The following is a 25,232-nucleotide window of genomic DNA, read 5'->3' on the forward strand; positions in this document are numbered from 1 at the left end:
GATCGTTCCGGAGACGGGGCGATCTCGGTTCGGGGTGTGGCGGGGCGCTGGCTCGAAATCGCTGGTGGTGATGGGGTGTTGTGCCCCGGAAGGCCCCCTTCCGGGGCGTGCTTATACGGATTTGACGCGTCCGCATCAGTGTTCATACCTTCTGCGCCTGGCCTGATCCATTCCGGACGGTCTGGACGTCGATCCCTGGGGGACACCATGAGCTGGTTCATCGAGGCGCTGAAGAAGTACGCGGTATTCAGCGGGCGGGCGCGCCGCAAGGAGTACTGGATGTTCGGCCTGTTCGCGGCGATCATCGCGGCCGTGCTGCTCGGCATCGGTATCGCGATCAAGTTCCCGGCCCTCGTGGGCATCTTCTACCTCGCGATCCTGCTTCCCGGCCTGGGCGTCACCGTCCGCCGACTGCACGACACGGGCCGCTCGGGCGGCTGGTTCTTCATCAGCCTCATCCCGATCGCCGGCCCCATCATCATGCTGGTCTTCACCTGCACGGACAGCCAGCCCGGCGACAACCAGTACGGCCCGAACCCGAAGGCCGTCGGCGGGGCTCCCGCGCACGTCTGATCGCACGTCACATCTGGTCGCACGTCACCACGAGGCCCGTCAGGGTGTGGCCCCCGTCGTCATGGACGACGAGGGGCTCACGCCCTGACGGGCCTTCGTCGTTGGGCACCATCAAGTCCCGGTGGGAGTTAGGTTGTTGACCACTGCTCTTGTTGTCCTTCGAATGACCCACTCTTCCGGGAGACGCCCATGTCCGGTGACGCCCTCAGCCAGGATCCCGCCGAGCTGAGAAGGAGGATCGACACCACCAAGGCCCACTCGGCCCGCGTCTACGACGTCTTCCTCGGCGGCAAGGACAACTACCCCGTCGACCGTGAGGCAGCCGCCGCCGCGCTCGCCGCCAACCCGCGCGGCTACCTCGACGTACGGCACAACCGGGACTTCATGCGCCGCGCGGTGACCCGGCTGTCGCAGGAGCACGGGGTCCGCCAGTTCCTCGACATCGGCACCGGACTGCCCACCGCGGAGAACGTCCACCAGATCGCCCAGGGCGTCGACCCCGAGGCGAGGATCGTGTACGTCGACAACGACCCGGTGGTGCTGGCGCACGCCCGCGCCCTGCTCACCAGCAGCCCCGAGGGCCGCACCGACTACATCGACGCGGACCTGCGCCGGCCGGCCGACATCCTCGAACAGGCCGCCAAGACCCTCGACTTCAACGAGCCGATCGCCCTGATGCTGGTGGCGATCCTGCACTTCGTGGAGGACGAGGAGGCGTACCCGCTGGTGCGCGACCTGGTGGACGTGCTGCCCTCCGGCAGCCACCTGGTGCTCAGCCACCTCACGGACGAGCTCCACCCGATCCCGACCCGTGCGGTGCAACGGACGTACACGGAGCGGGGGTTCACCTTCGTGTTCCGTACGAAGGACGAGGTCGAGCGGTTCTTCACCGAGACGCCGGGCATCACCCTGGACGAGCCCGGTGTGGTCCCCGCCCACCGGTGGCACCCCGGCCCGGCGCCCGCCCCGCCGACGGTGGAGCAGGCGTACTTCGACAGCCTCGACGACATCGAGAAGATCACCTACCGGGACATCAACGATGTGACGGACGACGACATCAACGTGTACGGGGCGACGGGCCGCAAGGCCTGACCGGCCGGGGGCGGGACCCGGGCCTGTCCGGATCGCGGAAACGTGCTTGTAGGCGACACCTACCTTTTTACGCTGTCCGGCATGACTGTCATCGAGCCCGCCCCCGCCCCCGCCCCCGCCGTTCTCCCGCCGCTCGCCGCGCGGGCCCGTGCGATCGGCGGTTCGCCGGTACGGGACATCCTCGCCGTCACCGCCCGCCCCGAAGTGATCAACTTCGCGGGCGGGCTCCCGGCCCCCGACCTCTTCGACGCCACCGGCATCGCCGCCGCGTACCGGGCGGTCCTCACCGAGACGCCCGCGCGGGCGCTCCAGTACGCGACGACCGAGGGCGAGCCGGATCTGCGCGCCGCGCTCGCCGCGCGCACCTCGGCCCGCGGGCTGCCCACCGCCGCCGACGACGTCCTCGTCACCACCGGATCGCAGCAGGCGCTCTCGCTGCTCGCGACCGCGCTGCTGGAACCGGGGGACGTCGTCCTCGTCGAAAGTCCCTGTTATCTGGCGGCACTTCAGGTCTTCGCGTTCGCGGGCGCCCGGGTCGTCGCCGTGCCGGGCGACGGCGACGGGGTCGATCCCGAGGCGCTGGAGGACCTGGTGGTCCGCGAGCGGCCCAAGCTGCTCTACACCGTGCCGACCTTCCAGAACCCCACCGGCCGCACCATGCCCGCCGCCCGCAGGACCGAGGTCGCCGCCGTCGCCGCGCGGCGCGGGCTGTGGCTCGTGGAGGACGATCCCTACGGCGAACTCCGCTTCGAGGGCGAGCGGTTGCCGTGGATCGCCGCCCAGGAGGGCGCGGCGGACCGTACGGTCCTGCTCGGTTCCTTCTCCAAGGTGATGGCCCCCGGTCTCCGCCTGGGCTGGCTGCGTGCGCCGGCCGAGCTGCTGCGGGCCTGCGTTGTCGCCAAGCAGGCCGCCGACCTGCACACCCCGACCGTCAACCAGTTGGCCGCGGCACGGTACTTGGCGGACAACGACCTCGACGCGCATGTCGCGCGCGTGGCCGCCGTCTACCGGGAGCGCCGCGACGCCATGCTCGCGGGGCTCGGCAACTCCCTTCCGGAGGGGTCGAGTTGGGAGCGTCCCGAGGGCGGCATGTTCCTCTGGGCGCGGCTTCCGGAGTCGTACGACACGACGGAACTGCTGCCGCGCGTGGTGCGGCATGACGTGGCCTATGTGCCGGGTGCGCCCTTCTATGCCGGGGAGCCCGACCGCTCGACGATGCGGCTGTGCTTTGTGACGCAGACGCCGGAGGAGATCGGGGAGGGGCTGCGGCGGCTGGGGGAGGGGCTGCGGGCGGGGGTGCGTTGACGCGCGACGCCTCGGAGCTTCCCCTTGGGAATTCCTTTGTTCTTCGTTGGCTCACATTGGGTTGCAGGTGGCAATCGCAACGTGTGAGCCTCGTGGAGTTTGATCACTGAACGAGGGCGAACGGCCGCCCTGCGACGGGGGTTTGGTGGATACGGCGGCGAGTGGATCCGCGTCGGGGTTGCCGCGGTCGCGGTTGACGGACATCGCCGATCAGACGGTGATCCGTACCGGGAGCGAAGAGGACGCGCGGAGTGGCCCGAACGACGGCGAGGCCGCGCGGGTGGAGGCGCGCCGAAGGCGGTTCCTGGACCGGCTGGGTGAGTTCCGGCGGTCGCGCGTGCTGGTGCCGATGGGTCCGTCGACCGGGCCGGACGGTGCGGCGCGGGCGCCCCTGACCGTCGACGCGGGCGGGGTGCGGTGGCTCCTCGCGTTCACCGGCGAGGGCGCGTTGGCGCGGTATGCGCTGGCCCGGGGAGAAGGTGGCCGGGGATGGCCGTACCGGGGCGTGTGGGGTGCCGCCCTGCTCGACGCGGCCGTACCGACCGTGGCCGAGTCGGGCATGCCGTGCGGGGTGTTGGTGGACGTGGCCGACGGTGAGCGGGGGCTCGTGCTGCCGCCGGTGGTGGGGATCGTGCCGGAGGACGTCGCGGTGGACGGGCCGGAGGCCGACGGGGCGATCGGGGAGGCGGGGCGGTAATGGCGGCGGAGGTTCCCCAGGGTGGCGAAGGCGGTGCCGGGCCGGATCTGCAGGTCGTCGGGCTGGCGCTGATCGCCGACGGGATCGACAAGGCTCTGGCCGAGTTGGGGAAGCTGGGCTTTCTCGACAAGGTGGGCTGGTCGGGCGCGGGGCGCGGGTTCGACGACCTGGAGATGGACGGCCTGACGATCGGCGACGACGCCGTAGGAGCCGTCTTCCACTCGTTCTGCGAGCGCTGGCAATGGGGCGTGCGATCCCTCGTCAGCGAGGGAAACCGCTTCGCGGAATCGGTGGGTCTCGCCGCGGGGACGCAGTACCAGTCGGACCAGACCGTGAAGAACTCGCTCAAGGTCGGCCTGAACTCCCTGGAGGGAAACCCGTACGCCACGGAGGACCAGATCGAGAAGCAGAGCTGGAGCCAACTGGCAAAGCCCGCATGGCTGGACCCGGACTACAGCGCGAAGTCCTTCGAGGACGGTGCCGCCAACTCGGAACAGGTCCTCAAGGGAATGGCACGTGACGCGGCGACCGCGGAGGTCGTGCCCGGCGTGGAGGCGGCGCCCACCGCCCTCGGCATGGACCAGGACGACTACGACGCCACGGTGAGCAAGTCGCTCGGCCTCAAGCCGGAGGGCCAGGGCTGATGTCGATCTGGAGCAAGGGCAAGGGACTCTTCGACGACGCCAAGCGGGGTGTGGGGCATGTCGTCGACGAGGGCGCCGATCTCACCGGCGACGTCCTCGACACGGTCGGCGCGCACGGGACGGCCCAGAAGGTGCGGGACGGCGGGGACCAACTCGCGTCCTATCTCGGCGCGCACGTCGCCGAACAGCAGCTCGGGCCGGATGCCGAGCCGAGTGATCTGATCCACGGCAAGCCGGCGACGATCCGCGAGAAGGCCACCCATCTGCTGGCGTTCGCCACGGCCTTCGACGAGGTCGGCGTCGGCATGAAGGCCGTGGACTCGGCGGGCTGGAAGGGCGAGGCGGCGAACACCTTCCGCGAGAAGTTCGCCCTGCACCCGACCAAGTGGCTTCAGGCGGGAGCGGCTTGCGCGGACGCGGCCGCGGCACTGAACGCCCTGGCCGACACGGTCGAATGGGCGCAGAAGCAGGCCGAGGAGGCCATCCGCCTGTACAAGAAGGGCAAGTCCGCCTCGGACGCGCATCAGAAGCAGGTCGACGCCTACGACCTCAAGCTGGAGCAGGGCACCGAGGACCCCGGCCCGCTTCCGCCCGAGGAGGATCCCGGGGCGTCCTCGATGCGGGAGGCGCAGGACGTCCTCGACGCGGCGCGGCGGCAGCGGAACTCGATCGCCGCCGAGACGGAGACCAAGCTGAAGGCCGCGCTGGCGCACGCGCCGAAGGAGCCTTCGGTCGTACAGCAGTTGAAGCTGGACGGCGCGGATCTTCTGGAGGCCGGCTCCGTCGACTCGTCGCATGTCGTCGGCGGTCTCGTCAAGGGCACGGCGGGCATCCTGAACTTCGCCCGCAGCCTCAACCCCATGGACCCGTACAACCTGACCCATCCGGCCGCCTTCCTGCAGAACAAGGTGCAGCTGCTCGGAGGTGTGGTCAGCCAGGCCACACATCCCGAACGCGCCCTGGAATCGGCCTGGAAGTCGTTCACGTCGGACCCGTACAACTTCGGCGGGGAACTGATTCCCCAGGTCGCCCTGGCCGTGGCGTCGGACGGGGCGGGAACCGCGGCGGAGGAGGGCATGCTCGCCGCCGACGGCGCGGAGGCCGCGACGGCCGAAGAGGGCGCTCTCGCGGAGACTCCGAGCGCGGCCGAGAGCCAGGCCGCCGGGGATGTGGAGTCCGCGGGCACGGACCCGGTCAACCTGGCCACCGGCAGGATGTACCTGTCCCAGACGGACGTGTCGCTCCCCGGTTCGCTGCCGTTCGCCTTCAAGCGCCGGGTCGAGTCGGGCCGCGCGTACGGCCGTTGGCTCGGCCCCTCGTGGATGAGCACCGTCGATCAGCGCCTGGACATCACGTCGGCCGGCGTCACTTTCGTCCACGAGGACGGAATGCGCCTCCACTATCCGCATCCGGCACCGGGCCTGCCCGTCCTGCCCGGACACGGCCCGCGCTGGCCCCTTGACCGGGAAGCGGACGGCTATACCGTCACCGATCCGCAGACCCGGCAGGTGTGGCATTTCGCGGACCGCGACGAGAAGCTGGCCGAACTCGTACAGATCGACGACAGCAACGGCCACTGGATCAGCTTCGAGTACGACGAGACGGGGACCCCGTCGGGCATCGCGCACAGCGCCGGACACCGGCTGCGGATCGACAGCGCCGATGGGCTGATCCAGGGCGTGTGTCTGGTCGGCGGGGCCGCGGACGGATCGGATCTCCCCCTGATCCGGTACGGCTACGCGCAGGGGAATCTCACCGAAGTCGTCAATTCGTCCGGGCTGCCTCTCCGGTTCGCGTACGACGAGGCGCTCAGAGTCACGTCGTGGACCGACACGAACGGACACGCGTACTCCTACGCATACGACGAAGCGAACCGCTGTGTCGCGCAGGGCGGCTCCGCGGGCCATATGAGCCTGCGGTTGTCCTACGGCGAAAGGGACCCGGAAACCGGACTGCGCACCACGACGGCGACGAACGGCGACGGCGCTGTGCGCCAGTACTTCGTCGACGAACTGCACCACATCGTCGCCATCGTCGACCCCTCGGGAAACACCAGACGCTTTACGCGTGACCGGTTCAACCGCCTGCTGTCCGAGACCGACGCGCTGGGCCGCACCACGTCCTTCCGGTACGACGACGCGGGGAACCCGACCGAGATCACCCGCCCCGACGGCCGTAGCACCACCTTCTCCTACGACGACCGCGGACTCCCCACGCGGATAGTGCGCCCCGACGGAAGCGCGATTCGTCAGGAATTCGACGAACGCGGCAACCGAGTTCTGGTGGCCGACTCGGCAGGCGGCACGACCCATTTCACGTACGACGACTGCGGGCACTTGTCCGAGCTGCGCGACCAGCACGGCCGAGTGACCCGCATACGCTCCGACTCGGCAGGCCTGCCCGTCGAGGTACGTGATCACGCGGGAAATGTCATGCGGTACGAGCGGGATTCGCTCGGCCGCATCGTGTCCGCCACGGATCCGCTTGGACAGACCGGGAAAATCGAATGGTCCGTCGAGGGCAAGATCACCCGCCGAGTGCATCCGGACGGAACCGAGGAGAGCTGGACCTACGACGGCGAGGGAAACTGCCTCACCCACACGGACACCCTGGGGGGAGTCACCCGCTTCCGGTACGCCCCTTTCGACCTGCTGACCGAACGGGTCGAGCCCGACGGCTCCCGTTACGAGTTCGCGTACGACAACGATCTGCGACTGACAAGGGTGACCAACCCGGGCGGTCTGGTCTGGACGTACGCATACGACGCGGTCGGCCGACTGACCACCGAGACCGATTTCGGTGGCCGGGTCAACCGGTACTCCTACAACGCGGCCGGGGATCTGATCTCCCGTACGAACGCGCTCGGACAGACCGTCTCCTACGAGCACAACGAACTGGGGCAGGTCGTCCGGAAAAGCGTCGACGGCGAGGTGATGACGTACACCTACGACTTCACCGACCAGATCGCCCAGGCCGCCAACGCCCACACGAACCTGAACCTCCTCCGTGACCGGCACGGGCGGGTGGTCTCCGAGCGCATCAACGACCGCGAAGTGGCCTACCGCTACGACGAGTTCGGAAAACTGACGGGTCGTAAGACGCCGGCGGGCGTGGAGAGTGCCTGGGAATACGACTCCGTGGGACAACTCCACCGGTTCACTGCGGACGGGCGCGTCGTCGCGCTGGAGTACGACCGGGTCGGCCGCGAAATCAGTCGCCGGTTCGACGACTCCTTGAGTATTTCCCGGTCCTTCGACGAGATGAACCGGCTGACCTCGCAAGCCGTGGAACACCCCCTGGGGCGTCTCCAGTCGAGGGCCTATGAATATCGCGCGGACGGCAGCGTGACCAAGGTACTCGACGAGTTGAACGGGGTCCGCGAGTACCAACTGGACCCGGCGGGAAGGGCGACTCGGGTCAGCGGGGACGGGTGGGTCGAGTCCTACGCGTACGACAAGGTCGGCAACCAGACACAAGCCCACTGGCCGACACGGCAGTTCGGTGACGACGGCTGTGGCGATCGCACCTACCGGGGCGCCGATGTCACCGGTGCCGGCCGAATCCGGTACGAGCACGACGCCGCCGGACGCGTCGTCCTCCGCCAGAAGACCCGCCTCTCCCGCAAGCCGGACACCTGGCGCTACACCTGGGACGCGGAGGACCGCCTCACCCAGGTCATCACCCCGGACGGCACGACCTGGCGGTATCGGTACGACGCTCTGGGCAGACGCACGAACAAGCAGCGCCTCGCGGAGAACGGCGTGGACGTGCTGGAGCGGGTGGACTTCACGTGGGACGGCACGTGGCTCTGCGAACAGACGACCAGTTGGGGGAGTTCGAGTGACGCGGTCACCCTGACGTGGCATCTCCACGGCCCGGAAGCGCTCGCGCAGAGCGAGCGCCGGGTGACGGCATCGACGTCGCAGAAAGAGATCGACGCCCGGTTCTTCGCCATCGTCTCCGATGTCTCGGGAGCCCCCAGCGAACTGGTCGGGGAATCCGGGGACATCGCCTGGAGATCCCGGGCCACACACTGGGGCAAGGTGTCCTGGGCGCCGGAAAGCCATGCTTACACACCCCTGCGTTTCCCAGGCCAGTACTTCGACTCCGAGACAGGCCTGAACTACAACTACCTCCGGTACTACGACCCCGAAGTCGGCCGCTACGTCAGCCAGGACCCCCTCGGTCTCGCCCCGGCGGCGAATCCCGTCACCTATGTGGACCGGCCTCAGGTGGCGTGCGACCCGCTGGGCCTGGCTCCGCAAAAGTCACTTCTTCCGCCGAAGCCGTATGAGACGGCCAATCTTTCCGACTTGGCGAAGCAGATCAATCCTGAGGGAGGGATGCAGAACTGCACCTTTGTCGGGGAAGCGCTGGACCGATATCTCGCCGGCGAGGGAATCAAGGCCGTCCCGGGAGATATGGGTGGCTTGCAGTCCCTTGACCGACTGGAGAGTGTCTATGGCAGGAGCTTCGAGGACAAGGGTTTCTGGGACATGGTCGACCATATCAGGAATTCCGGAGACGGTGCTCGCGGTATAGTGGCCGGGCTGCCCGAGAATGGGGCGGGTCACGTGTTCAATATCGTGAACTCGCAGGGTCGGGTGTTTTTCCTTGACGCGCAGACCGGATTTGTGGATCCGGTCCTGTTCAAGACATTCAAGCTGATGAGGACGAATTGATGTACACGATGGATCAGGCGGAGCGACTGGCGGCGGAGTTCCTCCGTCAGAAAAGTGCTGGTTGGGACAGTGAAGTCGCTCTGTTTGAAGAGGATGAATGGAAGGCGCGGAAGGGCGAGTTCTTCTTCTTCAACTTCCAGTCGGCGAAGTACATCGCCACCCGGGACGACAAGTACTTCCTCTACGGGCCCACTTTTATTTCGGTGCACAGCGAAACCGGGGAATGCCGATTCCTCGGTATCCAGGAATGTCTGTCAGTGGACCCGTTCAACCCACGCCAGTGAATCAGTCCCACCAGAAATGCCAGACGTGCTCGCCGATCAGCTTCCCGGCGTACGCCTCAAGGTCGCCGATGTCGTCCGGGCAGAAGGCGAAGTGCTCGGCGGCCACCTCGTCCGCCTCGTCGAGGTCGGCGGGCGGTGCCGCCACGGACACGGTCAGCCGGTCGTAGCCGAGGGCCACGAGCCGTACGCCGAAGCGGTCCTCCCAGGAGCGGAGTACCGCGCAGAGACGGGCCACGTCGTTCTCGTGGTTGGCCGGGCCCATCCAGCCGATGGCCGCCGGGATGTCCGCGCTGCGGCGGGCCGGTACCAGCGCGAGCCGCGGCTCCTCGACCCCGAGCCCGCCGCCCGCAAGGGAGTTGGCGATCTCGGCCGCCCGCTCATCGGGGTCGGCGTCCAGCGCGAGCGGTTCGGCAAGCCCGGGCCACTCGTCGCCCTCCTCGGTGAACTCCTCCCAGAGTTCCTCCAGCACCTCGTCGGCGTCGTGGTCCCCGGGATACGACGCCTCGTCGGGGCTCAACTCCCACTTCTCCGGCCCGCCTTGGTCGCCCCCGACCTCCAACACGACCGGGAGCAGACCGGCTTGACGCGCCGTCTGCCGCAGTGCGGACCACGCGCCCGGTATCGCCCGCTCGTCCGCGAGCCACAACAGCGGCTCGGGCCACGGTCCCTCGTCGGTCTCGTCGATCAGTCGGCCGGCGGGCAGTTCGAGACCGAGGGCCGCGAGCCTCGGCAGCGGGTTGGGAAGAGTCGCCATGTCAGAGACTGTAGAGGCGACCACTGACATCGCTCACCCGGTCACCGAGTTGCGGTGAAGGCCGCCCAGGCGGTGGGGGGGATGGTGAGGGTGGGGCCGGTGGCGCCAGGCGAAGGCAACTTCGAGACACTGGCCGCAAAAGTTCTTCCGGCGCGAACGCCGGTCCGTTCCCGCCGCCCGGCGCTTCGCGCACGCGTTCCTCACGGAGTGCGGACTCGCCGAGGCCGAGTGCGGCGGTGATGTGCTGCTGTGTGTAAGCGAGTTGGCGACCAACGCGTTGGTGCACGGGGTGCCGGAGGGGCGGCAGTTCCGGGTCGTGCTGCGGTACGACGGCCGGATGGTGCGGGTCGAGGTGCATGACAGCGGGGGTGGCATTCCGCGGGAGTGGGGAGTTGGGCAAGGTGGTGTGGGCCGAGTTCGCCGCTGAACACTGCCCGACGTAACCATGAACTTCGCAAGCGTGAGCACAACCGCCCCTACGCCCCACTGGTCGCTCGGGGTGGTCGGAAACCCGTGCTTCACGCTTCACACGGAGGTTGTGTCATGCGTTCGTCTCTCGTCACCCTGGCCGTCGGTACGGCACTTGCCGCGTCGGTCGCCGCCCTGCCCACCACCGCCACGGCCGCGACCACGTCGGCCACCGTGGGGAGGGGCGACGGCGGGAGGTGGGTCACCTACACGGCGGCGCCCGGCCAGACCAACAGGATGACCGTCGTCGCGACCGAACCCGAAGACCTGCAGTTCACCTACCTCATCGACGACGTGGTCCCGATCACCATCGAGTCGGGGACTCCCTGCACCCACCCCGACAGCGCGGACCTCACCAAGGTCTCCTGCACGAAGGCCGGTCTGGGGGAGGACTTCGGTTACAACAAACTGAAGGTGGACCTCGGCGACGGCGACGACACCCTCACCTACGACAACGCCACCGGCCAGACCCTCTACTACGCCTGGCTGCTCATGGGCGACGGCAAGGACACCGTGACCGACACCGGCAGCGTCGACGGCAACGAGGTCGAGGGCGGGCCGGGCGCCGATACCATCACGACGGGCACCGATTCGATCGTCCAGGGCCAGGCCGGCAAGGACACGATCCGCGTCGGCGCCCGGTCCCAGACGGTGGGCGGCAGCGACACCGACACGATCTACGCCAACGGCGACGGAACCAGGGCGGACGGTGGCACCGGCGGTGACCTCATCTACGGCGGCCCGGGCGCCCAGACCCTGAGCGGCGGCATCGACGCCGGCAACGACACGATCCTCGGCGGCACCGGCAACGACACGATCTACGGTCAGGCGGGCAACGACATCCTGTACGGCAACAGCGGCAACGACACGATCTACGGCAACAGCGGCAACGACAAGCTGTACGGCGGCCCCGGCACGGACAAGCTCTCGGGAGGCCCGGGCCGGAACCTCGTACACCAGAACTGAACGGGCGGGCGCGGACGTTGGCGTTCGCGCACCTCCCTCACTTCCCCGTCTGGCGCGCCATCGCGGTGAGTGCCTCGCCGCGCGGCATCGCGAGCAGCGTGTCGAACAGGCCCCGGTAGTGGGCGCTGGGGATGTGGGTGGGCCCGTTTTCGAGGTTGTCCAGGGCCGCGCGGGCGACATCGTCCGGGGACATCAGGTCGTGGAGGGTCGCGGGGTCGATGCCCTGGTTGCGGGGGGCCTCGGTGTCGGTGGCGCCCGGGCAGAGGGTGAGTACGTCGACGCCGCTCGGGGCGAACTCCGCCCACAGGGCCTCGCCGAGGGCGACGACATACGCCTTCGTGGCCGAGTAGCCCGCCGAGTACGGGCACCCGATCAGGCCCTCCACCGAGCTGGTGAAGATCACGCCGCCGCGCCCGCGCCGCTTCAGGCGCGGGGCGAGGCCGTGCGCGAGCTGGGTCGGGGCCTGGCAGTTGACCATGAGCATGGAGGAGAGGGTCGCTGAATCGCCGTCCTCGAAGGGGCCCTTGACCCCGAACCCCGCGTTGCTCACCAACAGCCCGACGTCCAGCCCCGCCACCGCGTCCAGGATCTCCCCGGGCGCCGCCGCATCCGCGAGGTCGGCGGATACGACGGTGACCTCGACACCGTGGGCGGCCCGCAGGGTCTCGGCGAGCTCCTTCAGCCGATCGAGGCGCCGGGCCACGAGAACGACGTCAAGTCCCCGCCCGGCCAACTCGGTCGCGAACGACCGCCCGATCCCCGAGGAGGCCCCGGTGACCACGGCCACCGGCCCGTAGCGCCGCAGGAAGTCATCCATCAACGCCCACTCCGTTTCATCGTCATCCCCGCCTGCGTCGCGTTCGCGCAGTGAATCGCGTTCCGTACGATCAAGGCAATCGGCTGAGTTGACACGTGGCACAGTCGGCTCGATCGACGCGGTAAGTGGCCTGTACGAGTACGACGACGGGACTTTCGCAACAGGCCCTAGTGCTGTGACCGGGATGGTCCACCGTGATCGGAAGGCGGCTCGCGGGACGAGCGCACGCGCAACGGCTGGTATTACTGGGGCATGTTTTTCTGGGGGCCGCTGGGTCGCAGCGAAGGAATCGCGGCGGTCGAGCGGTTCGTGCTGGACATCCGGCGCCACCCGGCGGGGAACGGCACGATGGTGCGCTGCTCAGCGGTGGACATGCGACCAGGTCATCGTCTTTGCGGGGGAGATCGAGCCGTCCGCCTCCTGAGTCGTCCTTCTGTCGCTGTCCTTCGCGTGAACCTGTCCCTTTCGGCACTCCGGGGCTGCGGTTCGCGGTGGACTTTCCGCGGGTAGGCCTGCAGTTTCTGCCCCTCCTGATCGGTCAGTCCGCGCACGCGGTCAGAGCACTAGCGCGCCAACTTCCTCCGCACCCGCCGCACTTGCCGGTTGTCCGCGACCGAGTCCAGGAACCTGCGCCCGCTTCCCGCCTCGTACGCGGGCCCCTCCAGCCGGAGCACGGCGCCGTCGCGGACGACCGCGTACGCCAGCGGACCGGCCGTCTTAGGGAGGGTGACCGGGTGGCGGCCGGAGGGGAGCTTCAGGCGTGCGGGGAGCCGGAGTTGAGCCGTGGTGGCGTTGGGGGAGGGGAGCAACTCGGCGTTCACCGCCAGCATCGCCACGGTCACCTTCACGCGCGCCGGAGCGGAGCCCGGAGCCGCCGCCACGTACGGTAGCGCGAGCGACCGTCCCTGCCCGCGTCCGGCGTTCGCCGCGGCGGCCGCGGCCGTGTCCGGTCCCAGCTTCCGTTGCCGTTGGTCGACGTCCAGGGCGAGTTGGCCCTTGATCGTCCAGTACGGCAGGGCGAGCCGACCACCGGTCAGCGCCGGTCCGGCGGCCGGAGTGTCGGTGCTGGTCCCGCTCGTCACCCGTACCATCCGGTCCACGCCCAGCAGTTGGACGTACGCCCACACGTCGTGCACCCCGCGCTCCAACGGCCGTCCGCCCGCGAGCCGTTCGGGGTCGAGGCGCAGTTGCCCGGCGGCGACCACCTGCGAACGACCATCGCCCAGAGGCTTCAGCCGTACTTCCAAGTCGCCCTCGGGATACCACCAGTCCTCGCGGTCCCGGTCCTTGACCACGAGTTCCGCGTACGCAAGCCGGAACGGGTCGGGAACCTCCCAGCCGTCCTCGGTCCCCGGCACTCCCGCGACCAACTCCGGGTCCAGCCACAGCTTTCCGTCCCGCTCGACGAGGACGAGCGGTTCGCCGTCGCCGCGCAGCAGGCCGAGGGTGACGTCGGCGACCAAGTGGCCGTCCTCCCAGCGGAGTTCGCCGATCTCGCTGCGGGCCTTCACCTCGCGGACGCGCTCGGCGAGGGTCACGGCTCCGTCGAAGTCACCGCGTTCCAGCAGTTCCGCGCGCAGTCGGGAGACAGCGGGCAGGCCCTCTCGTACGGCAGCCGGGAACTCCTCGACCGCCACCTCGCGCGCCGCCTCGAAACGCTGGCGCTGCTCGGCCGGGTCCTCGCGGAGGATCTCGGGCTCACGGGTGCGGGAGAGGATCTCCACGTGGTAGAGCCGGTGGAGGAGTCGGTTCTGGAGTGCGTCGATGTCGTCGGACGCGGGGGTGCCGTCCTTGATCTGGCGGACGACGGTGCGGGTGTTGGGCCAGAAGCCGTGGCGCGGGTTGAAGCGGTGCTGGGTGTTGTTGCCGCCGTCGTCCCGCTTCATCCAGTAGTAGACGGGGTAGTCGGCGAGGATCGAGATGCGTTCCGCCTTCAGATAGGCGGCGCTGACGAAGGCCAGGTCCTCCAGGATCCAGGGCCCCTCGGGGAAACGCAGCCCGTGCTCCTCGACGAACGCCCGCCGGAACATCTTGTGCGGCGACATGCTCTGCGTCAGCTCGTCGTTCTCGATCGTGCAGACGTCCACCGTGTGCCGGAACAGCCGCCGGGGCCGCACCATCGTGCTGGACATCTTGCCGAGGACGACGTCCGCGTCGTTGCGCTTGGCATGCTCGTACAGCCGCTCCAGGGCCTCCGGCCCGAGCTTGTCGTCATGGTCGACGAACTGGATGTACTCGCCCTTGGCGTGCCGCATGCCGAGGTTGCGGGGTGCGCCGGGCCAGCCCGAGTTGGGCTGGGTGTGGACCTGGACGTTCGGGTGGGCGGCCGCGATCTTCTCCAGCCGGCTCAGCGTGTCGTCCGTCGAGCCGTCGTCGACGTAGATGACCTCGTACTCGTCGGCCGGGAGGCTCTGTCCCAGCAGCGAGGGCGCGCACTCGTCGACGTACTTCCCGGTGTTGTAGACGGGGACGATGACGCTGACTTTGACTCTCGGCATTCCATGGACCTTACCTGGCGGTGAAAGCATGGTGCCAAGTCGGTTCCGGGCCCCCCCGCCGGCCGGAGGCACGCCCGCACCACACTCCCCGGCCCCGTCACAGCCATCAACGTGTAGACGTACGACTCCGCGTCCGCCGCGTTGCTCACCTCCGCCCCGTGCACCGCGCCCGTCCGTCCCGGCACGCTCAGTTCGATGTGGCCGCCCCAGGTGCGGGCCCAGGTCGTGCCGCATGCCTTGCTGTGGCGGAGCTCCAGCCATGCGCCGGTGGTCGTCCGGTGCTGGGCGAGGGTGTCCGGCTGGGACGCGCAGCGCATCGCCATCGGGCTGCGGTTCGCGCAGGTCGAACCGTGGCAGCCGGGGCCGGCCGGTGTGGCCGTGGTGGCGGCCGTCGGGGACAGGGGCTCGGACGAGCCGGAGTCGGGGAGCAGCAGCAGCGCGACGCCCACCGCGCTCACGGCGACCGCGCAGACGGACGCGAGGACCGCCACCACGGCCACACCGGCCGGCCCCGGCTGCCTCCGCGATCTCCCACAGCGCCACGCACCGCCCCTCCGGCTCCCCCGCGAGCCGGCACAGCTCCCGCACCGCCTCCCTCGGGGGCAGCGTCCTGCCGTTGAGACAGCGCTCCCAGGACGACTTGCTGTACGGGGTCTTCGTGGCGAGGCCCGCCAGGCTCAGGCCGGTGGCTGCTCGCAACTCCCGCATCGCGGCGGCCAGTTGGCTCATCCCCTCAAGGCCTTCCAGGTGTGCGGTCCGACCATGCCGTCCACGACAAGCCTGGACCGCCGCTGGAACTCCTTGACCGCGTGTTCCGTCAGTGGACCGAACATCCCGTCGATGCCGCCCGGCGAGATCCGCGCCCTGCACAGCAGACACTGCGCCTCGGCCACATCCGGTCCCGCGTCTGACGCCAACGGCACCTGAAACAAGGGCCGTTCACGCGTGTGGCCCGTCCTCTCGGGGGAGGACGGGCCACACTCACGCACTCATGAACACCGTCAGAGCTTCTCCGGCGTCCTGATGCCCAGCAGCCCCATCCCCCGCCGCAGAGTGCGGGCCGTCAGGTCCACCAGGAACAGGCGGTTCTCCACGACCTCCGGCGAGTTGTCCGACGACAGCACATGGCACTGGTCGTAGAACGTCGTGAGCGTGGACGCCAGTTGGTACAGGTACGCCGTCAGCTTGTGCGGGGCGTACTCCTTCGCCGCCTCCGTCACCACCTCGCTGAACTGGTCCAGGTGCAGGCCCAACGCCCGCTCCGCCGGGGCCAGTTCCAGCTCCGGGTGGGCCAGCGGCCGGGCCTCGCCCGCCTTGCGGAGGATGGACTGGATACGGGCGTACGCGTACTGGAGGTACACGGACGTGTCGCCGTTCAGCGAGACCATCTGGTCCAGGTCGAACTTGTAGTCCCGCACGGCGGACGTGGACAGGTCGGCGTACTTCACCGCGCCGATGCCGACGTACCGGCCGTTGTCGACGATCTCCTGCTCGGTGAGGCCCACCTTCTCGGCCTTGTCCCGGACGACCGCGGTGGCGCGCTGGACGGCCTCGTCGAGGAGATCCTCCAGCTTCACCGACACACCCTCACGCGTCTTGAACGGCTTGCCGTCCTTGCCGAGGATCGTGCCGAACGCCAACTGGTACGCCGTCACGTCGTCGTTGAGCCAGCCGGCCCGCCGCGCGGTCTCGAAGACCATCTTGAAGTGCAGGGCCTGGCGGACGTCGACGACATACAGGAGCGAGGTCGCCTTGAGGTTGAAGACCCGGTCCCTGATCGCGGACAGGTCCGTCGCCGCGTAGCCGTAGCCGCCGTCGGACTTGCGGACGATCAGCGGGACGCGGTTGCCGTCCGGGCCCTTGATGTCGTCGAAGAACACGCACAGCGCGCCGTCCGAGATCTCCGCGACCCCGGACTCCTCAAGGAGGCGGCAGGTCTCGTCCAGCATGTCGTTGTAACCCGACTCGCCGACGATGTCCGCGTCCCGGATCTCCATGTCCAGCTTCTCGAACACGGAGAAGAAGTAGATCTTCGACTCGTCGACGAACTTCTGCCAGGCCGCCAGCGTCTTCGGCTCGCCCGCCTGGAGGTCGACTACCCGGCGCCGGGCCCGCGTCTTGAACTCCTCGTCGGAGTCGAAGAGTTTGCGCGCCGCCTTGTAGAGCCGGTCGAGGTTCGACATCGCCTCCTCGCCGGTGATCTCCGCGTCGCCGTGGTCCAACTCGCCCGGGTGCTCGTCCAGATACTGGATCAGCATGCCGAACTGCGTGCCCCAGTCGCCGATGTGGTGCCGCCGGACCACCGACTCGCCGGTGAACTCCAGGAGTTGGACCAGCGCGTCACCGATCACCGCGGACCGCAGATGACCGACGTGCATCTCCTTCGCCACGTTCGGCTGCGCGTAGTCGATGACCGTCGTCCCCGGGTGCGGGGCGAGCGGCACACCGAGGCGGTCCGTGTCGTCGGCGTAGCGCGCGGCCAGGGTCTCGGTGATCGCCCTGTCGCTGATCGTGATGTTCAGGAAGCCGGGGCCGGAGACCTCGATGTCCTTGATCACCTCACCGGCGACCACCCGCGCCACGACCTGCGTCGCCAGCTCCCGCGGATTCGCCTTGGCCTTCTTCGCGAGCGCGAGGATGCCGTTCGCCTGGAAGTCCGCCCGGTCGCTACGTCGCAACAGCGGGTCGGCGGTACCGGCCTCCGGCAGGGCAGCCGAGAGGGCGGACGCGAGGCGCTGGTGGACGAGATCGGTGAGGGACGTGACCGGGGCCATGGGGTGGGAGCCGTTTCCTCGTGGGGATGGATATACCCCACCAGTATCCCACGGAGGGTAAAGCGGTTTTCTTCGGCAGGTCCCGGTCTGGGAGAATGAAACGTCAGCCGTGCGACCGTACCGGCTGCCCGTGCAGAACTGTCAGAAAAAGAGGACGTGCCGATCGTGGCTCAGAGCACCGAGACCACCGACTGGGTCTCCCGTTTCGCGGATGAGGTCATCGAGGAGTCGGAGCGCCGAGCCCCGGGCAAACCCGTAGTCGTCGCGTCCGGACTGTCCCCCTCGGGTCCCATCCACCTCGGCAACCTGCGCGAGGTCATGACCCCGCACCTCGTCGCCGACGAGATCCGCCGCCGCGGGCACGAGGTCCGGCACCTCATCTCCTGGGACGACTACGACCGCTACCGCAAGGTGCCGAACGGCGTCGAGGGCGTCGACGCGAGCTGGGCCGAGCACATCGGCAAGCCGCTGACCTCGGTCCCGGCCCCGGCCGGATCGTCGTACCCGAACTGGGCGGAGCACTTCAAGGCCGCGATGATCGCCTCGCTCGCCGAGCTGGGCGTGGAGTTCGACGGGATCAGCCAGACCGCGCAGTACACCTCCGGGGTGTACCGCGAGCAGATCCTGCACGCCATGAAGCACCGCGGCGACATCGACGCGATCCTCGACCAGTACCGCACCAAGAAGGCCCCACCCAAGAAGCAGCAGAAGCCCCTCGACGCGGCCGAGCTGGAGGCCGAGGAAGGGTCCGGCGCGGCCGAGGAGGACGACGGCAGCTCCGGCTCCGCCGGCTACTTCCCGTACAAGCCCTACTGCGGCGCCTGCGGCAAGGACCTCACCACCGTCACCGCGTACGACGACGACACCACCGAGCTGTCGTACACCTGCGACGCCTGCGGCTTCGCCGAGACCGTCCGGCTGAGCGAGTTCAACCGCGGCAAGCTGGTCTGGAAGGTCGACTGGCCGATGCGCTGGGCCTACGAGGGCGTCATCTTCGAGCCGAGCGGTGTCGACCACTCCTCCCCGGGATCGTCCTTCCAGGTCGGCGGGCAGATCGTCGGGATCTTCGGCGGCGAGCGGCCCATCGGCCCCATGTACGCCTTCGTCGGCATCAGCGGCATGGCCAAGATGTCCAGCAGCAGGGGCGGCGTCCCCACCCCGGCCGACGCGCTCCAGATCATGGAACCGCAGATCCTCCGCTGGCTCTACGCCCGCCGCCGCCCCAACCAGTCCTTCAAGATCGCCTTCGACCAGGAGATCCAGCGCCTCTACGACGAGTGGGACAAGCTCGACGCCAAGGTCGCCGACGGCTCCGCCCTCCCGGCCGACATCGCCGCGCACTCCCGCGCGGTGCGCACCGCCGACGGCGAGCTGCCCCGCACGCCCCGCCCGATGCCGTACCGGACCCTCGCGTCCGTCGCCGACATCACCGCCGGAGCCGAGGCCCAGACGCTGCGCATCCTCAGCGAACTCGACCCGGCGAACCCCCTGTCCACCCTCGACGACGTACGGCCCCGGCTCGACAAGGCCGAGGCCTGGATCAACACACACGTCCCCGCCGACCAGCGGACCGTCGTGCGCGACGAACCCGACGCCGAACTCCTCAAGTCCCTCGACGAGCCCGCCCAGCAGTCCCTACGACTGCTGACCGACGGACTCGCCGACCACTGGTCCCTGGACGGCCTCACCCACCTCGTCTACGGCGTCCCCAAGGTCCAGGCCGGCTTCCCCGCCGACGCCACCCCCAAGGAACTCCCGCCCGAGATCAAGGCCTCCCAGCGGACCTTCTTCGCGCTCCTCTACCACCTGCTGGTAGGACGCGACACCGGCCCGCGCCTGCCCACGCTGCTGCTCGCGGTCGGGCAGGAGCGGGTCAGGGCCCTGCTCGGGGAGTAGGCGGCACGAAAAAAGGGGCCCTCCACGTGAGGGCCCCTTTCCCATGTCGTGCCGCTATGCGCTGTGGTACTCCTGCAGCTCTTCCGTGTGGCGGGCCGTGAACCGGTTGACCATGCGGTCGGCCTCACGGGCCGGGAGCATGGTGCCAAAGGTGGCCTCCACATCGCCCCGGAACTGACCGGCACTCGGATAGCCGCCGTCTATCGACTTCTTGAAGATCTGGTAGTAGTCGTCCTCGGTCGGCTCCGTGCCACCGCCCGCACCCAGTTCACGGGTACGGCCCGGACCGGACGGGATCGGGAAGGTACCCGTGTCCTCCGGCGAGGGTTCGGGCTCGGGCTCAGCAGCGGGTTGCTGCTCGTACCGCTGCTGCTCCTCGTACTGATCGGCCTGCTGCTGCTCGGCGTACCACTGCCGGTAGGCGGCATCCGGGTCGTACGTCGGGTCGTAGCCGCCCTGGTACTCGACGGCTTGGGGGTCGCGTGCCTGGAGCCACTGACTCTGCTGCTCGGCGAAGCCCGGCTGCTGGGGTGGCTCCGGCGACTCGTTCATCGCAGGAGCGGGAACGGGAAGCTGCTCCCGGACCGGTGCCGGGCCGGCCTGCACGGCGGGTGCCGCGGGCTCCGGCTCGCGCGCCGCCTCCAACTGGGGGGCGGGGGGCAGCAGTACGGGTTCGATGCCCGCCGCCGCCAGACCCGAGGGAGCCGTCTCCGCGAGCGGGACGCCGTAGCGGGCCAGTCGCAGGGGCATCAGGGACTCCACCGGAGCCTTGCGGCGCCACGCGCGACCGAAGCGCGAGTGCAGCCGCGCCTGGTAGACGAGACGATCCTGCTCCAGCTTGATGACCTGCTCATAGGAACGCAGCTCCCACAGCTTCATCCGCCGCCACAGCAGGAAGGTCGGCACGGGGGAGAGCAGCCAGCGGGTGAGGCGGACGCCCTCCATGTGCTTGTCCGCCGTGATGTCGGCGATCCGGCCGATCGCGTGCCGGGCCGCCTCCACGGAGACCACGAACAGGATCGGGATCACCGCGTGCATGCCCACACCCAGCGGATCCGGCCAGGCCGCCGCGCCGTTGAACGCGATCGTCGCGACCGTCAGCAGCCACGCCGTCTGACGCAGCAGCGGGAAGGGGATCCTGATCCAGGTCAGCAGCAGGTCCAGGGCGAGCAGCACACAGATGCCCGCGTCGATACCGATCGGGAAGACATACGCGAAGTTCCCGAAGCCCTTCTTCAGGGCGAGTTCACGTACGGCGGCGTACGAACCGGCGAAGCCGATACCGGCGATGACCACCGCACCGGAGACGACCACGCCGATGAGCACGCGGTGCATACGTGTGAGCTGAATGGGCGCGGACACCCGGACTCCCCTCCCCTTACATGTTGTTGCGCGCAACAGGGTGGCACATGTGTGCGGCGCTCCGGGTGCCGGTCTGTCAGGAGCCCGGTCCGCGAGGGGACCGGGCGCCGTCAAAAAGCTCTGCTGACCTGCGAGTTGAGGCCCGAATCCGGCTCGATGTAACGGTCAGCTCTTCTTCGTCGCCGAGGGGGAGGGCGAGACACTCGCGGCCCTGGACGGCGACTTGGACGCCGACTTGGTGGGAGACGCGGACGGCGAGCCCGCACCCGAACCGCCCCCGGTGCCATTGGCCGTCGTGACCGCGGCCACAGTCTCCTTCACGGCCTTCTCCGCCGCCTTCGTCAGCGTGTCCGCGCTCGGCGCCTTGTCGCCCGCCAGACCCGCGCCGTTGTAGTCGATCGTGACGACCACGTTCTCGACCCGCGCCACCACCGTCTGCTGCTTGAAGGCGCCTTCCTTCTTCTTCAGGTCGTAGCGCACCGCCGTGCCTTCGTCGCCCGCACCCGCGACCGGCTCCGACCTGACGCTCTTCGCGCCGGTCACCGACTGCGCCTCCCGCACCTGCTTCGTGTAGTACGCCTGCGCCAGCTTGTCGCCCTCGCCCTGGGTCTGCGAGGAGTCGAACCGCAGCAACGACACGTTCAGCCAACGGAACTGCGAACCCTTGACCCCGTTGTTGTCCAGGCTCGTCCAGGAGCAACTGCCCCGCGACGCCGTGTCGCTCGACGAACCCTCCTTGCCCGACTTGGCCCCCTTCGGCACCAACTCGGTCAACGTCTTCGCCGACAACACCGCACACGGCTCCGGCAACTTCTTGTACGCCGCCGCCTGCACCGTGGGAACGGAGGTCGCGGCCGACGTGGTGGCACCGGGACCCGCCTCCTTGCTCGCCGCGTCGCCGGAGCCGGAGTCCGAGGAGCAGCCGGCGACGATCAGCATCACCGGGACGGCCGCCGCGCAGACAAGGGCGCGACTCACACGCTTCGCTCGCTGGTGGTCAAGCCGGTCTCGCTGTGCTGGTTGATGCATGGTTCCTTCACTCATGACGCTCGTGGTTCCTGCCGTCGGATCGGGTCCGAGGGGCCACGGTACGCGGTGAGCAGGCTGTGCGGTCTCCGTTCACCGCCTTTGCGCGGAGCCGCACCAGCCACCCGAAACGGCCCTAACCGTTCAGCGAATCGGCCAACTGCGCGGCCAGTTTCCGGGCCCTGTCCTGCATCTTCTGGCTGTCCGGCACGACACCGACCGTCGCCGGCTGCTCCTCGTACTCGATGGTCACGATGACGTTGGACGTGCGAAACACCACAGTCACCGTGCGCTGCTTCGCCGTCGAACCCGAGCTGCTCAACGTGTCGTCGATGAACGCGTCGTCACCGAGATCGGAGAGGGTGCGGGGCTGGAGCGCGGTGGGGGAGGAGGACGGGGAGGGCGAGGTCGAGGTGGAAGCGCTGGCGGAGGAGGAACCGGATGCTGAGGCGGACGACGAGGGAGTGGCGGACGCGGAGGGTGTCGCCGACGCCGACTCCGACGCGGAGTCCGACGCCGTGGCGCTCGACGACGGCTCCGGAAGATCCGCCGCCGCCTCCTTCGTCCCGAAGATCGTCTGCGCCTGGTTGTCGTCGCTCACCGCGTTGTCGTACGACACCACCCGCTCGAAATCGACCAGCAGATGGTCGGTCGCGTCCGTGGACTCCACCTTCCAACGGCAGCCCACCTTGCGGTCCGTGTCGTACGTCAGCGTCGCGTCGCCCTCGTACGCCGTCTCCCGCTGCTCCGCGTCCGCGATCTGCTTGATCCCGGGAAGCAGGGAATCCAGCGTGCTCTGGCTGACGGCCCCACAGGGCTCCGGAAGCGTGCGGTACTTGCCCGGCTGGGCCACCGCCGTCGCCGTACCGGCCTCGCCCGGGTTCGCGTCGTCCGTCGTACCGCTGTCGGCCGAGCCGCTCGTACAGCCTGCTGCCAGCAGCGCCACGAGGAGCGCGGCAGCGCCCGGTACGTACGCCTTCCGCTGCACGGTCGGGCTCCTCTCGACGGTGTGCCAGGTGTCTTCCGTGTCCCTCGACCCCTTGAACGATCGAGGCACAGCCAGTGTCCCCGCTGGTTAATCGCTTGCCGCGGGCGGGGACCCCCTGGAGACAATGTGTATCGCACGCACAGCCGTGGACGCCGGTCCGCTGTCCCTTTCATTGGCCTTGGCGCCGGTTTTGCGATGTATGACTTTTACTGTGATTTCGGGGGAATGAGGACGAGATGTCGTACGTGGAAATACCGGGCGCGAAGGTCCCGATCCGCATGTGGACCGACCCGGCGACGGTCGAGGACGGGGCGCTCCAGCAGCTCCGCAATGTCGCGACCCTGCCGTGGATCAAGGGCCTCGCGGTCATGCCGGACGTCCACTACGGCAAGGGGGCGACGGTCGGTTCGGTCATCGCGATGCGGGGCGCGGTGTGCCCGGCCGCGGTGGGGGTCGACATCGGCTGCGGAATGTCCGCGGTGAAGACGTCCCTCACGGCGAACGACCTTCCGGGCGATCTGTCCCGGCTGCGGTCGAAGATCGAGCAGGCGATTCCGGTGGGGCGGGGGATGCACGACAGTCCCGTCGAGCCGGGGGGCTTCCATGGGCTGGCCACCAGTGGGTGGGACGAGTTCTGGGGGCGGTTCGAGGGGGTCGCGGACGCGGTGAAGTTCCGGGAGGAGCGGGCTGTCAAGCAGATGGGGACGCTCGGCTCGGGAAATCACTTCTGCGAAGTCTGTGTAGATATGTCCGGTTCGGTGTGGCTCATGCTGCACTCCGGGTCCCGGAACATCGGCAAGGAACTGGCCGAGCATCACATCGGCACGGCCCAGAAGCTCCCGCACAACCAGGGGCTGGTCGACCGTGACCTCGCCGTCTTCATCGCTGATACCCCGCAGATGGCGGCGTACCGCAACGACCTTTTCTGGGCGCAGGAGTACGCGAAGTACAACCGCACGCTCATGATGGCGCTCCTGAAGGACGTGGTCTGCAAGGAGTTCAAGAAGGCGAAGCCGACCTTCGAGCCGGAGATCTCCTGCCACCACAACTACGTGAGCGAGGAGCGGTACGAGGGGATGGACCTGCTCGTCACCCGTAAGGGAGCGATCCGGGCCGGCTCCGGCGAGTACGGGATCATCCCGGGCTCGATGGGCACGGGTTCGTACATCGTGAAGGGCCTCGGCAACGAGAAGGCCTTCAACTCCGCGTCGCACGGCGCCGGTCGGCGAATGAGCCGCAACGCGGCCAAGCGTCGCTTCTCGACGAGGGACCTGGAGGAGCAGACACGGGGTGTGGAGTGCCGTAAGGACTCCGGCGTCGTGGACGAGATCCCGGGTGCGTACAAGTCGATCGACCAGGTCATCGATCAGCAGCGGGATCTTGTGGAGGTCGTGGCGAAGCTGAAGCAGGTTGTGTGCGTGAAGGGCTGATGAGTGAGGCCTCCGGTCGATGCCGGAGGCCTCACTCGGCCTATCGCTGATCGCTGGGCGTGGATGCTTGGCCACTGTGTAGGCGCCAGAGGCGGAGATGGCAGCTCTGGATGGTCCTACCGAGTGCATCTGCGGCTGCTGTTGGGCTGCCGAGTTCCAGGAGGACTCGGTCTTCTTGCTCCGTCCACCGGCGCCTTGTGTACGCGGCCCTCATGCCTGTGGGGCGTACCCAGGCTGAGAGGGATTCGGCGGCGCTGCGCTTGCGCTCCAACGACAGGCAGTCGGGATAGTAGAGGTCGTTGACCAGGCGTTGGGCCACCTCCATCGTGTAGAAGACGTTGTAGATGGCGTCGCGAGCGTTGCGCTTGAGGGTTCGCTCGGCTTCTGTGACCTCCCTGCAGTAGTCGCGTAGATAGGACGCGATCGGGCTGCTGGCCGTGGTCAGGGAGACGAACGGGAATCCCTTGCCGGTGACGCCCACCGAACCGTCAGCGTCGATCAGCCCCCGCAGGTAGTCGCGGCGTACAAAATCAACGGTTGGCGGGGCGATCGTCTTCGACTTACGCCCGTAGGGCAGGCCGAGTTCGTTGAGTGTGGTCCTGGCCTCCAGGGAGAAGAGGGACCAGATCGCTGACGTGTGGGTCTCGGCGAAGTTGGTGGACCGAGTGCGTTCAGTGACGCTGCTGTTGTAGGGCGTCAGGTGCTTGAACCTGTACAGCAGATCGATGTCCCGGGCGCTGATTTCGACGGTCAGTCGTCCTCGCTGCCTCGACTGCTGAGAGAGATGTCCGTCCGCCTGCAAGAACCCGAACATGTACGCGTACTCCGGGACCGTCAGGTCCATGAACCGCTGGGCGCTAGGCTCGCATTCAGCCACAGGGAAGCTCCACTTCCGTGCTGGTCAGGCCCTCGATCGGGATGCCAGTCCTGGTCGAGGGCCGTCGTGTTGATGTTGTGGCGCGAGCCTAGGTCGACC

Annotated in this window: 18 protein-coding genes and 5 pseudogenes; 12 read left to right on the forward strand and 11 right to left on the reverse strand. The window is 68.6% G+C overall.

From position 1 onward, the window contains the following. Window positions 1-207: 207 nt before the first annotated feature. The 7 genes from ABZT04_RS13330 to ABZT04_RS13360 all read left to right on the forward strand — a co-directional run bounded on the left by ABZT04_RS13330 (window position 208) and on the right by ABZT04_RS13360 (window position 9,277). Window positions 208-573 carry a DUF805 domain-containing protein gene (locus ABZT04_RS13330; RefSeq protein ID WP_356056245.1) on the forward strand — a complete coding sequence of 122 codons (366 nt, stop codon included), beginning with the start codon at window positions 208-210 and terminating at the stop codon, window positions 571-573. A gap of 189 nt (window positions 574-762) precedes the next feature. Beyond that, window positions 763-1,665, forward strand: a complete 903-nt coding sequence (locus ABZT04_RS13335; RefSeq protein ID WP_356056247.1) for an SAM-dependent methyltransferase — start codon at window positions 763-765, stop codon at window positions 1,663-1,665. 81 nt (window positions 1,666-1,746) lie between these two features. Next, entirely contained in the window at window positions 1,747-2,970 is a 1,224-nt protein-coding gene (locus ABZT04_RS13340; RefSeq protein WP_356056249.1) for a PLP-dependent aminotransferase family protein, read from the forward strand. A 217-nt stretch (window positions 2,971-3,187) separates the two neighbouring features. After that, window positions 3,188-3,667 carry a hypothetical protein gene (locus ABZT04_RS13345; RefSeq protein WP_356056252.1) on the forward strand — a complete coding sequence of 160 codons (480 nt, stop codon included), beginning with the start codon at window positions 3,188-3,190 and terminating at the stop codon, window positions 3,665-3,667. Next, on the forward strand, window positions 3,667-4,311 hold the full coding sequence (locus tag ABZT04_RS13350; RefSeq protein WP_356056253.1) for a hypothetical protein: 645 nt from the start codon (window positions 3,667-3,669) through the stop codon (window positions 4,309-4,311). Before ABZT04_RS13345 ends, ABZT04_RS13350 begins: the two co-directional genes overlap by 1 nt. After that, window positions 4,311-8,993 carry a putative T7SS-secreted protein gene (locus tag ABZT04_RS13355; RefSeq protein WP_356056255.1) on the forward strand — a complete coding sequence of 1,561 codons (4,683 nt, stop codon included), beginning with the start codon at window positions 4,311-4,313 and terminating at the stop codon, window positions 8,991-8,993. Before ABZT04_RS13350 ends, ABZT04_RS13355 begins: the two co-directional genes overlap by 1 nt. Beyond that, window positions 8,993-9,277 (forward strand): hypothetical protein, encoded by a 285-nt coding sequence (locus ABZT04_RS13360; protein ID WP_356056257.1) that lies wholly within the window; start codon window positions 8,993-8,995, stop codon window positions 9,275-9,277. The genes ABZT04_RS13355 and ABZT04_RS13360 overlap by 1 nt, the downstream gene beginning before the upstream one ends. A gap of 1 nt (window position 9,278) precedes the next feature. Here the strand turns inward: ABZT04_RS13360 and ABZT04_RS13365 are convergent, their stop codons facing one another. Then, window positions 9,279-10,031 (reverse strand): DUF4253 domain-containing protein, encoded by a 753-nt coding sequence (locus tag ABZT04_RS13365; protein WP_356056259.1) that lies wholly within the window; start codon window positions 10,029-10,031, stop codon window positions 9,279-9,281. A gap of 166 nt (window positions 10,032-10,197) precedes the next feature. Between ABZT04_RS13365 and ABZT04_RS13370 the strand changes: the two are divergent. Both ABZT04_RS13370 and ABZT04_RS13375 read left to right on the forward strand, forming a co-directional pair. Beyond that, window positions 10,198-10,458: pseudogene (locus ABZT04_RS13370) on the forward strand (ATP-binding protein); the annotation flags it as partial. A gap of 116 nt (window positions 10,459-10,574) precedes the next feature. Next, window positions 10,575-11,465 (forward strand): calcium-binding protein, encoded by an 891-nt coding sequence (locus ABZT04_RS13375; RefSeq protein WP_356056262.1) that lies wholly within the window; start codon window positions 10,575-10,577, stop codon window positions 11,463-11,465. Window positions 11,466-11,502: 37 nt separating this feature from the next. On the opposite strand, the gene ABZT04_RS13380 is transcribed toward ABZT04_RS13375, so the two are convergent. Further along, window positions 11,503-12,282, reverse strand: a complete 780-nt coding sequence (locus tag ABZT04_RS13380; protein ID WP_356056265.1) for an SDR family NAD(P)-dependent oxidoreductase — start codon at window positions 12,280-12,282, stop codon at window positions 11,503-11,505. Between the two features lie 258 nt (window positions 12,283-12,540). Here ABZT04_RS13380 and ABZT04_RS13385 point away from each other — a divergent pair. Then, window positions 12,541-12,706 (forward strand): annotated as a pseudogene (locus ABZT04_RS13385) (nuclear transport factor 2 family protein); the annotation flags it as partial. A gap of 139 nt (window positions 12,707-12,845) precedes the next feature. Here ABZT04_RS13385 and ABZT04_RS13390 read toward each other — a convergent pair. The 5 genes and pseudogenes from ABZT04_RS13390 to argS all read right to left on the reverse strand — a co-directional run bounded on the left by ABZT04_RS13390 (window position 12,846) and on the right by argS (window position 17,554). Next, window positions 12,846-14,780, reverse strand: a complete 1,935-nt coding sequence (locus tag ABZT04_RS13390; RefSeq protein WP_356056553.1) for a glycosyltransferase family A protein — start codon at window positions 14,778-14,780, stop codon at window positions 12,846-12,848. A 155-nt stretch (window positions 14,781-14,935) separates the two neighbouring features. After that, window positions 14,936-15,103 (reverse strand): annotated as a pseudogene (locus ABZT04_RS13395) (DUF2690 domain-containing protein); the annotation flags it as partial. A gap of 292 nt (window positions 15,104-15,395) precedes the next feature. Next, a pseudogene (locus tag ABZT04_RS13400) lies at window positions 15,396-15,509 on the reverse strand (helix-turn-helix transcriptional regulator); the annotation flags it as partial. After that, a pseudogene (locus ABZT04_RS13405) lies at window positions 15,506-15,685 on the reverse strand (peptidoglycan-binding domain-containing protein); the annotation flags it as partial. The pseudogenes ABZT04_RS13400 and ABZT04_RS13405, both read right to left, overlap by 4 nt. Window positions 15,686-15,781: 96 nt before the next feature. Then, a complete protein-coding gene (gene argS / locus ABZT04_RS13410; protein ID WP_356056267.1) occupies window positions 15,782-17,554 on the reverse strand; it encodes an arginine--tRNA ligase in 1,773 nt (590 codons plus the stop codon). 156 nt (window positions 17,555-17,710) lie between these two features. Between argS and lysS the strand changes: the two genes are divergently transcribed. Further along, window positions 17,711-19,450: a lysine--tRNA ligase gene (lysS, locus tag ABZT04_RS13415; protein ID WP_356056269.1), complete on the forward strand. Its 1,740-nt coding sequence runs from the start codon at window positions 17,711-17,713 to the stop codon at window positions 19,448-19,450. 54 nt (window positions 19,451-19,504) lie between these two features. Here lysS and ABZT04_RS13420 read toward each other — a convergent pair whose 3' ends face one another. The 3 genes from ABZT04_RS13420 to ABZT04_RS13430 all read right to left on the reverse strand — a co-directional run bounded on the left by ABZT04_RS13420 (window position 19,505) and on the right by ABZT04_RS13430 (window position 22,826). Next, on the reverse strand, window positions 19,505-20,812 hold the full coding sequence (locus tag ABZT04_RS13420; protein WP_356056271.1) for a DUF2637 domain-containing protein: 1,308 nt from the start codon (window positions 20,810-20,812) through the stop codon (window positions 19,505-19,507). Between the two features lie 165 nt (window positions 20,813-20,977). Continuing rightward, the gene (locus tag ABZT04_RS13425; RefSeq protein WP_356056273.1) at window positions 20,978-21,856 is read right to left on the reverse strand and encodes a DUF3558 family protein; all 879 of its coding nucleotides are present in this window, start codon (window positions 21,854-21,856) and stop codon (window positions 20,978-20,980) included. A gap of 118 nt (window positions 21,857-21,974) precedes the next feature. Beyond that, complete coding sequence (locus tag ABZT04_RS13430; RefSeq protein ID WP_356056276.1) at window positions 21,975-22,826, reverse strand: DUF3558 domain-containing protein; 852 nt, start codon at window positions 22,824-22,826, stop codon at window positions 21,975-21,977. A gap of 236 nt (window positions 22,827-23,062) precedes the next feature. Here ABZT04_RS13430 and ABZT04_RS13435 point away from each other — a divergent pair, with 236 nt between their 5' ends. After that, a complete protein-coding gene (locus ABZT04_RS13435; protein WP_356056279.1) occupies window positions 23,063-24,256 on the forward strand; it encodes an RtcB family protein in 1,194 nt (397 codons plus the stop codon). Window positions 24,257-24,296: 40 nt separating this feature from the next. On the opposite strand, the gene ABZT04_RS13440 is transcribed toward ABZT04_RS13435, so the two are convergent. Continuing rightward, window positions 24,297-25,100 carry an LAGLIDADG family homing endonuclease gene (locus ABZT04_RS13440; protein ID WP_356056281.1) on the reverse strand — a complete coding sequence of 268 codons (804 nt, stop codon included), beginning with the start codon at window positions 25,098-25,100 and terminating at the stop codon, window positions 24,297-24,299. Window positions 25,101-25,232 lie beyond the last annotated feature (132 nt).

It is taken from the genome of Streptomyces sp. NPDC005492, from assembly GCF_040605995.1.
Taxonomy (GTDB): domain Bacteria; phylum Actinomycetota; class Actinomycetes; order Streptomycetales; family Streptomycetaceae; genus Streptomyces.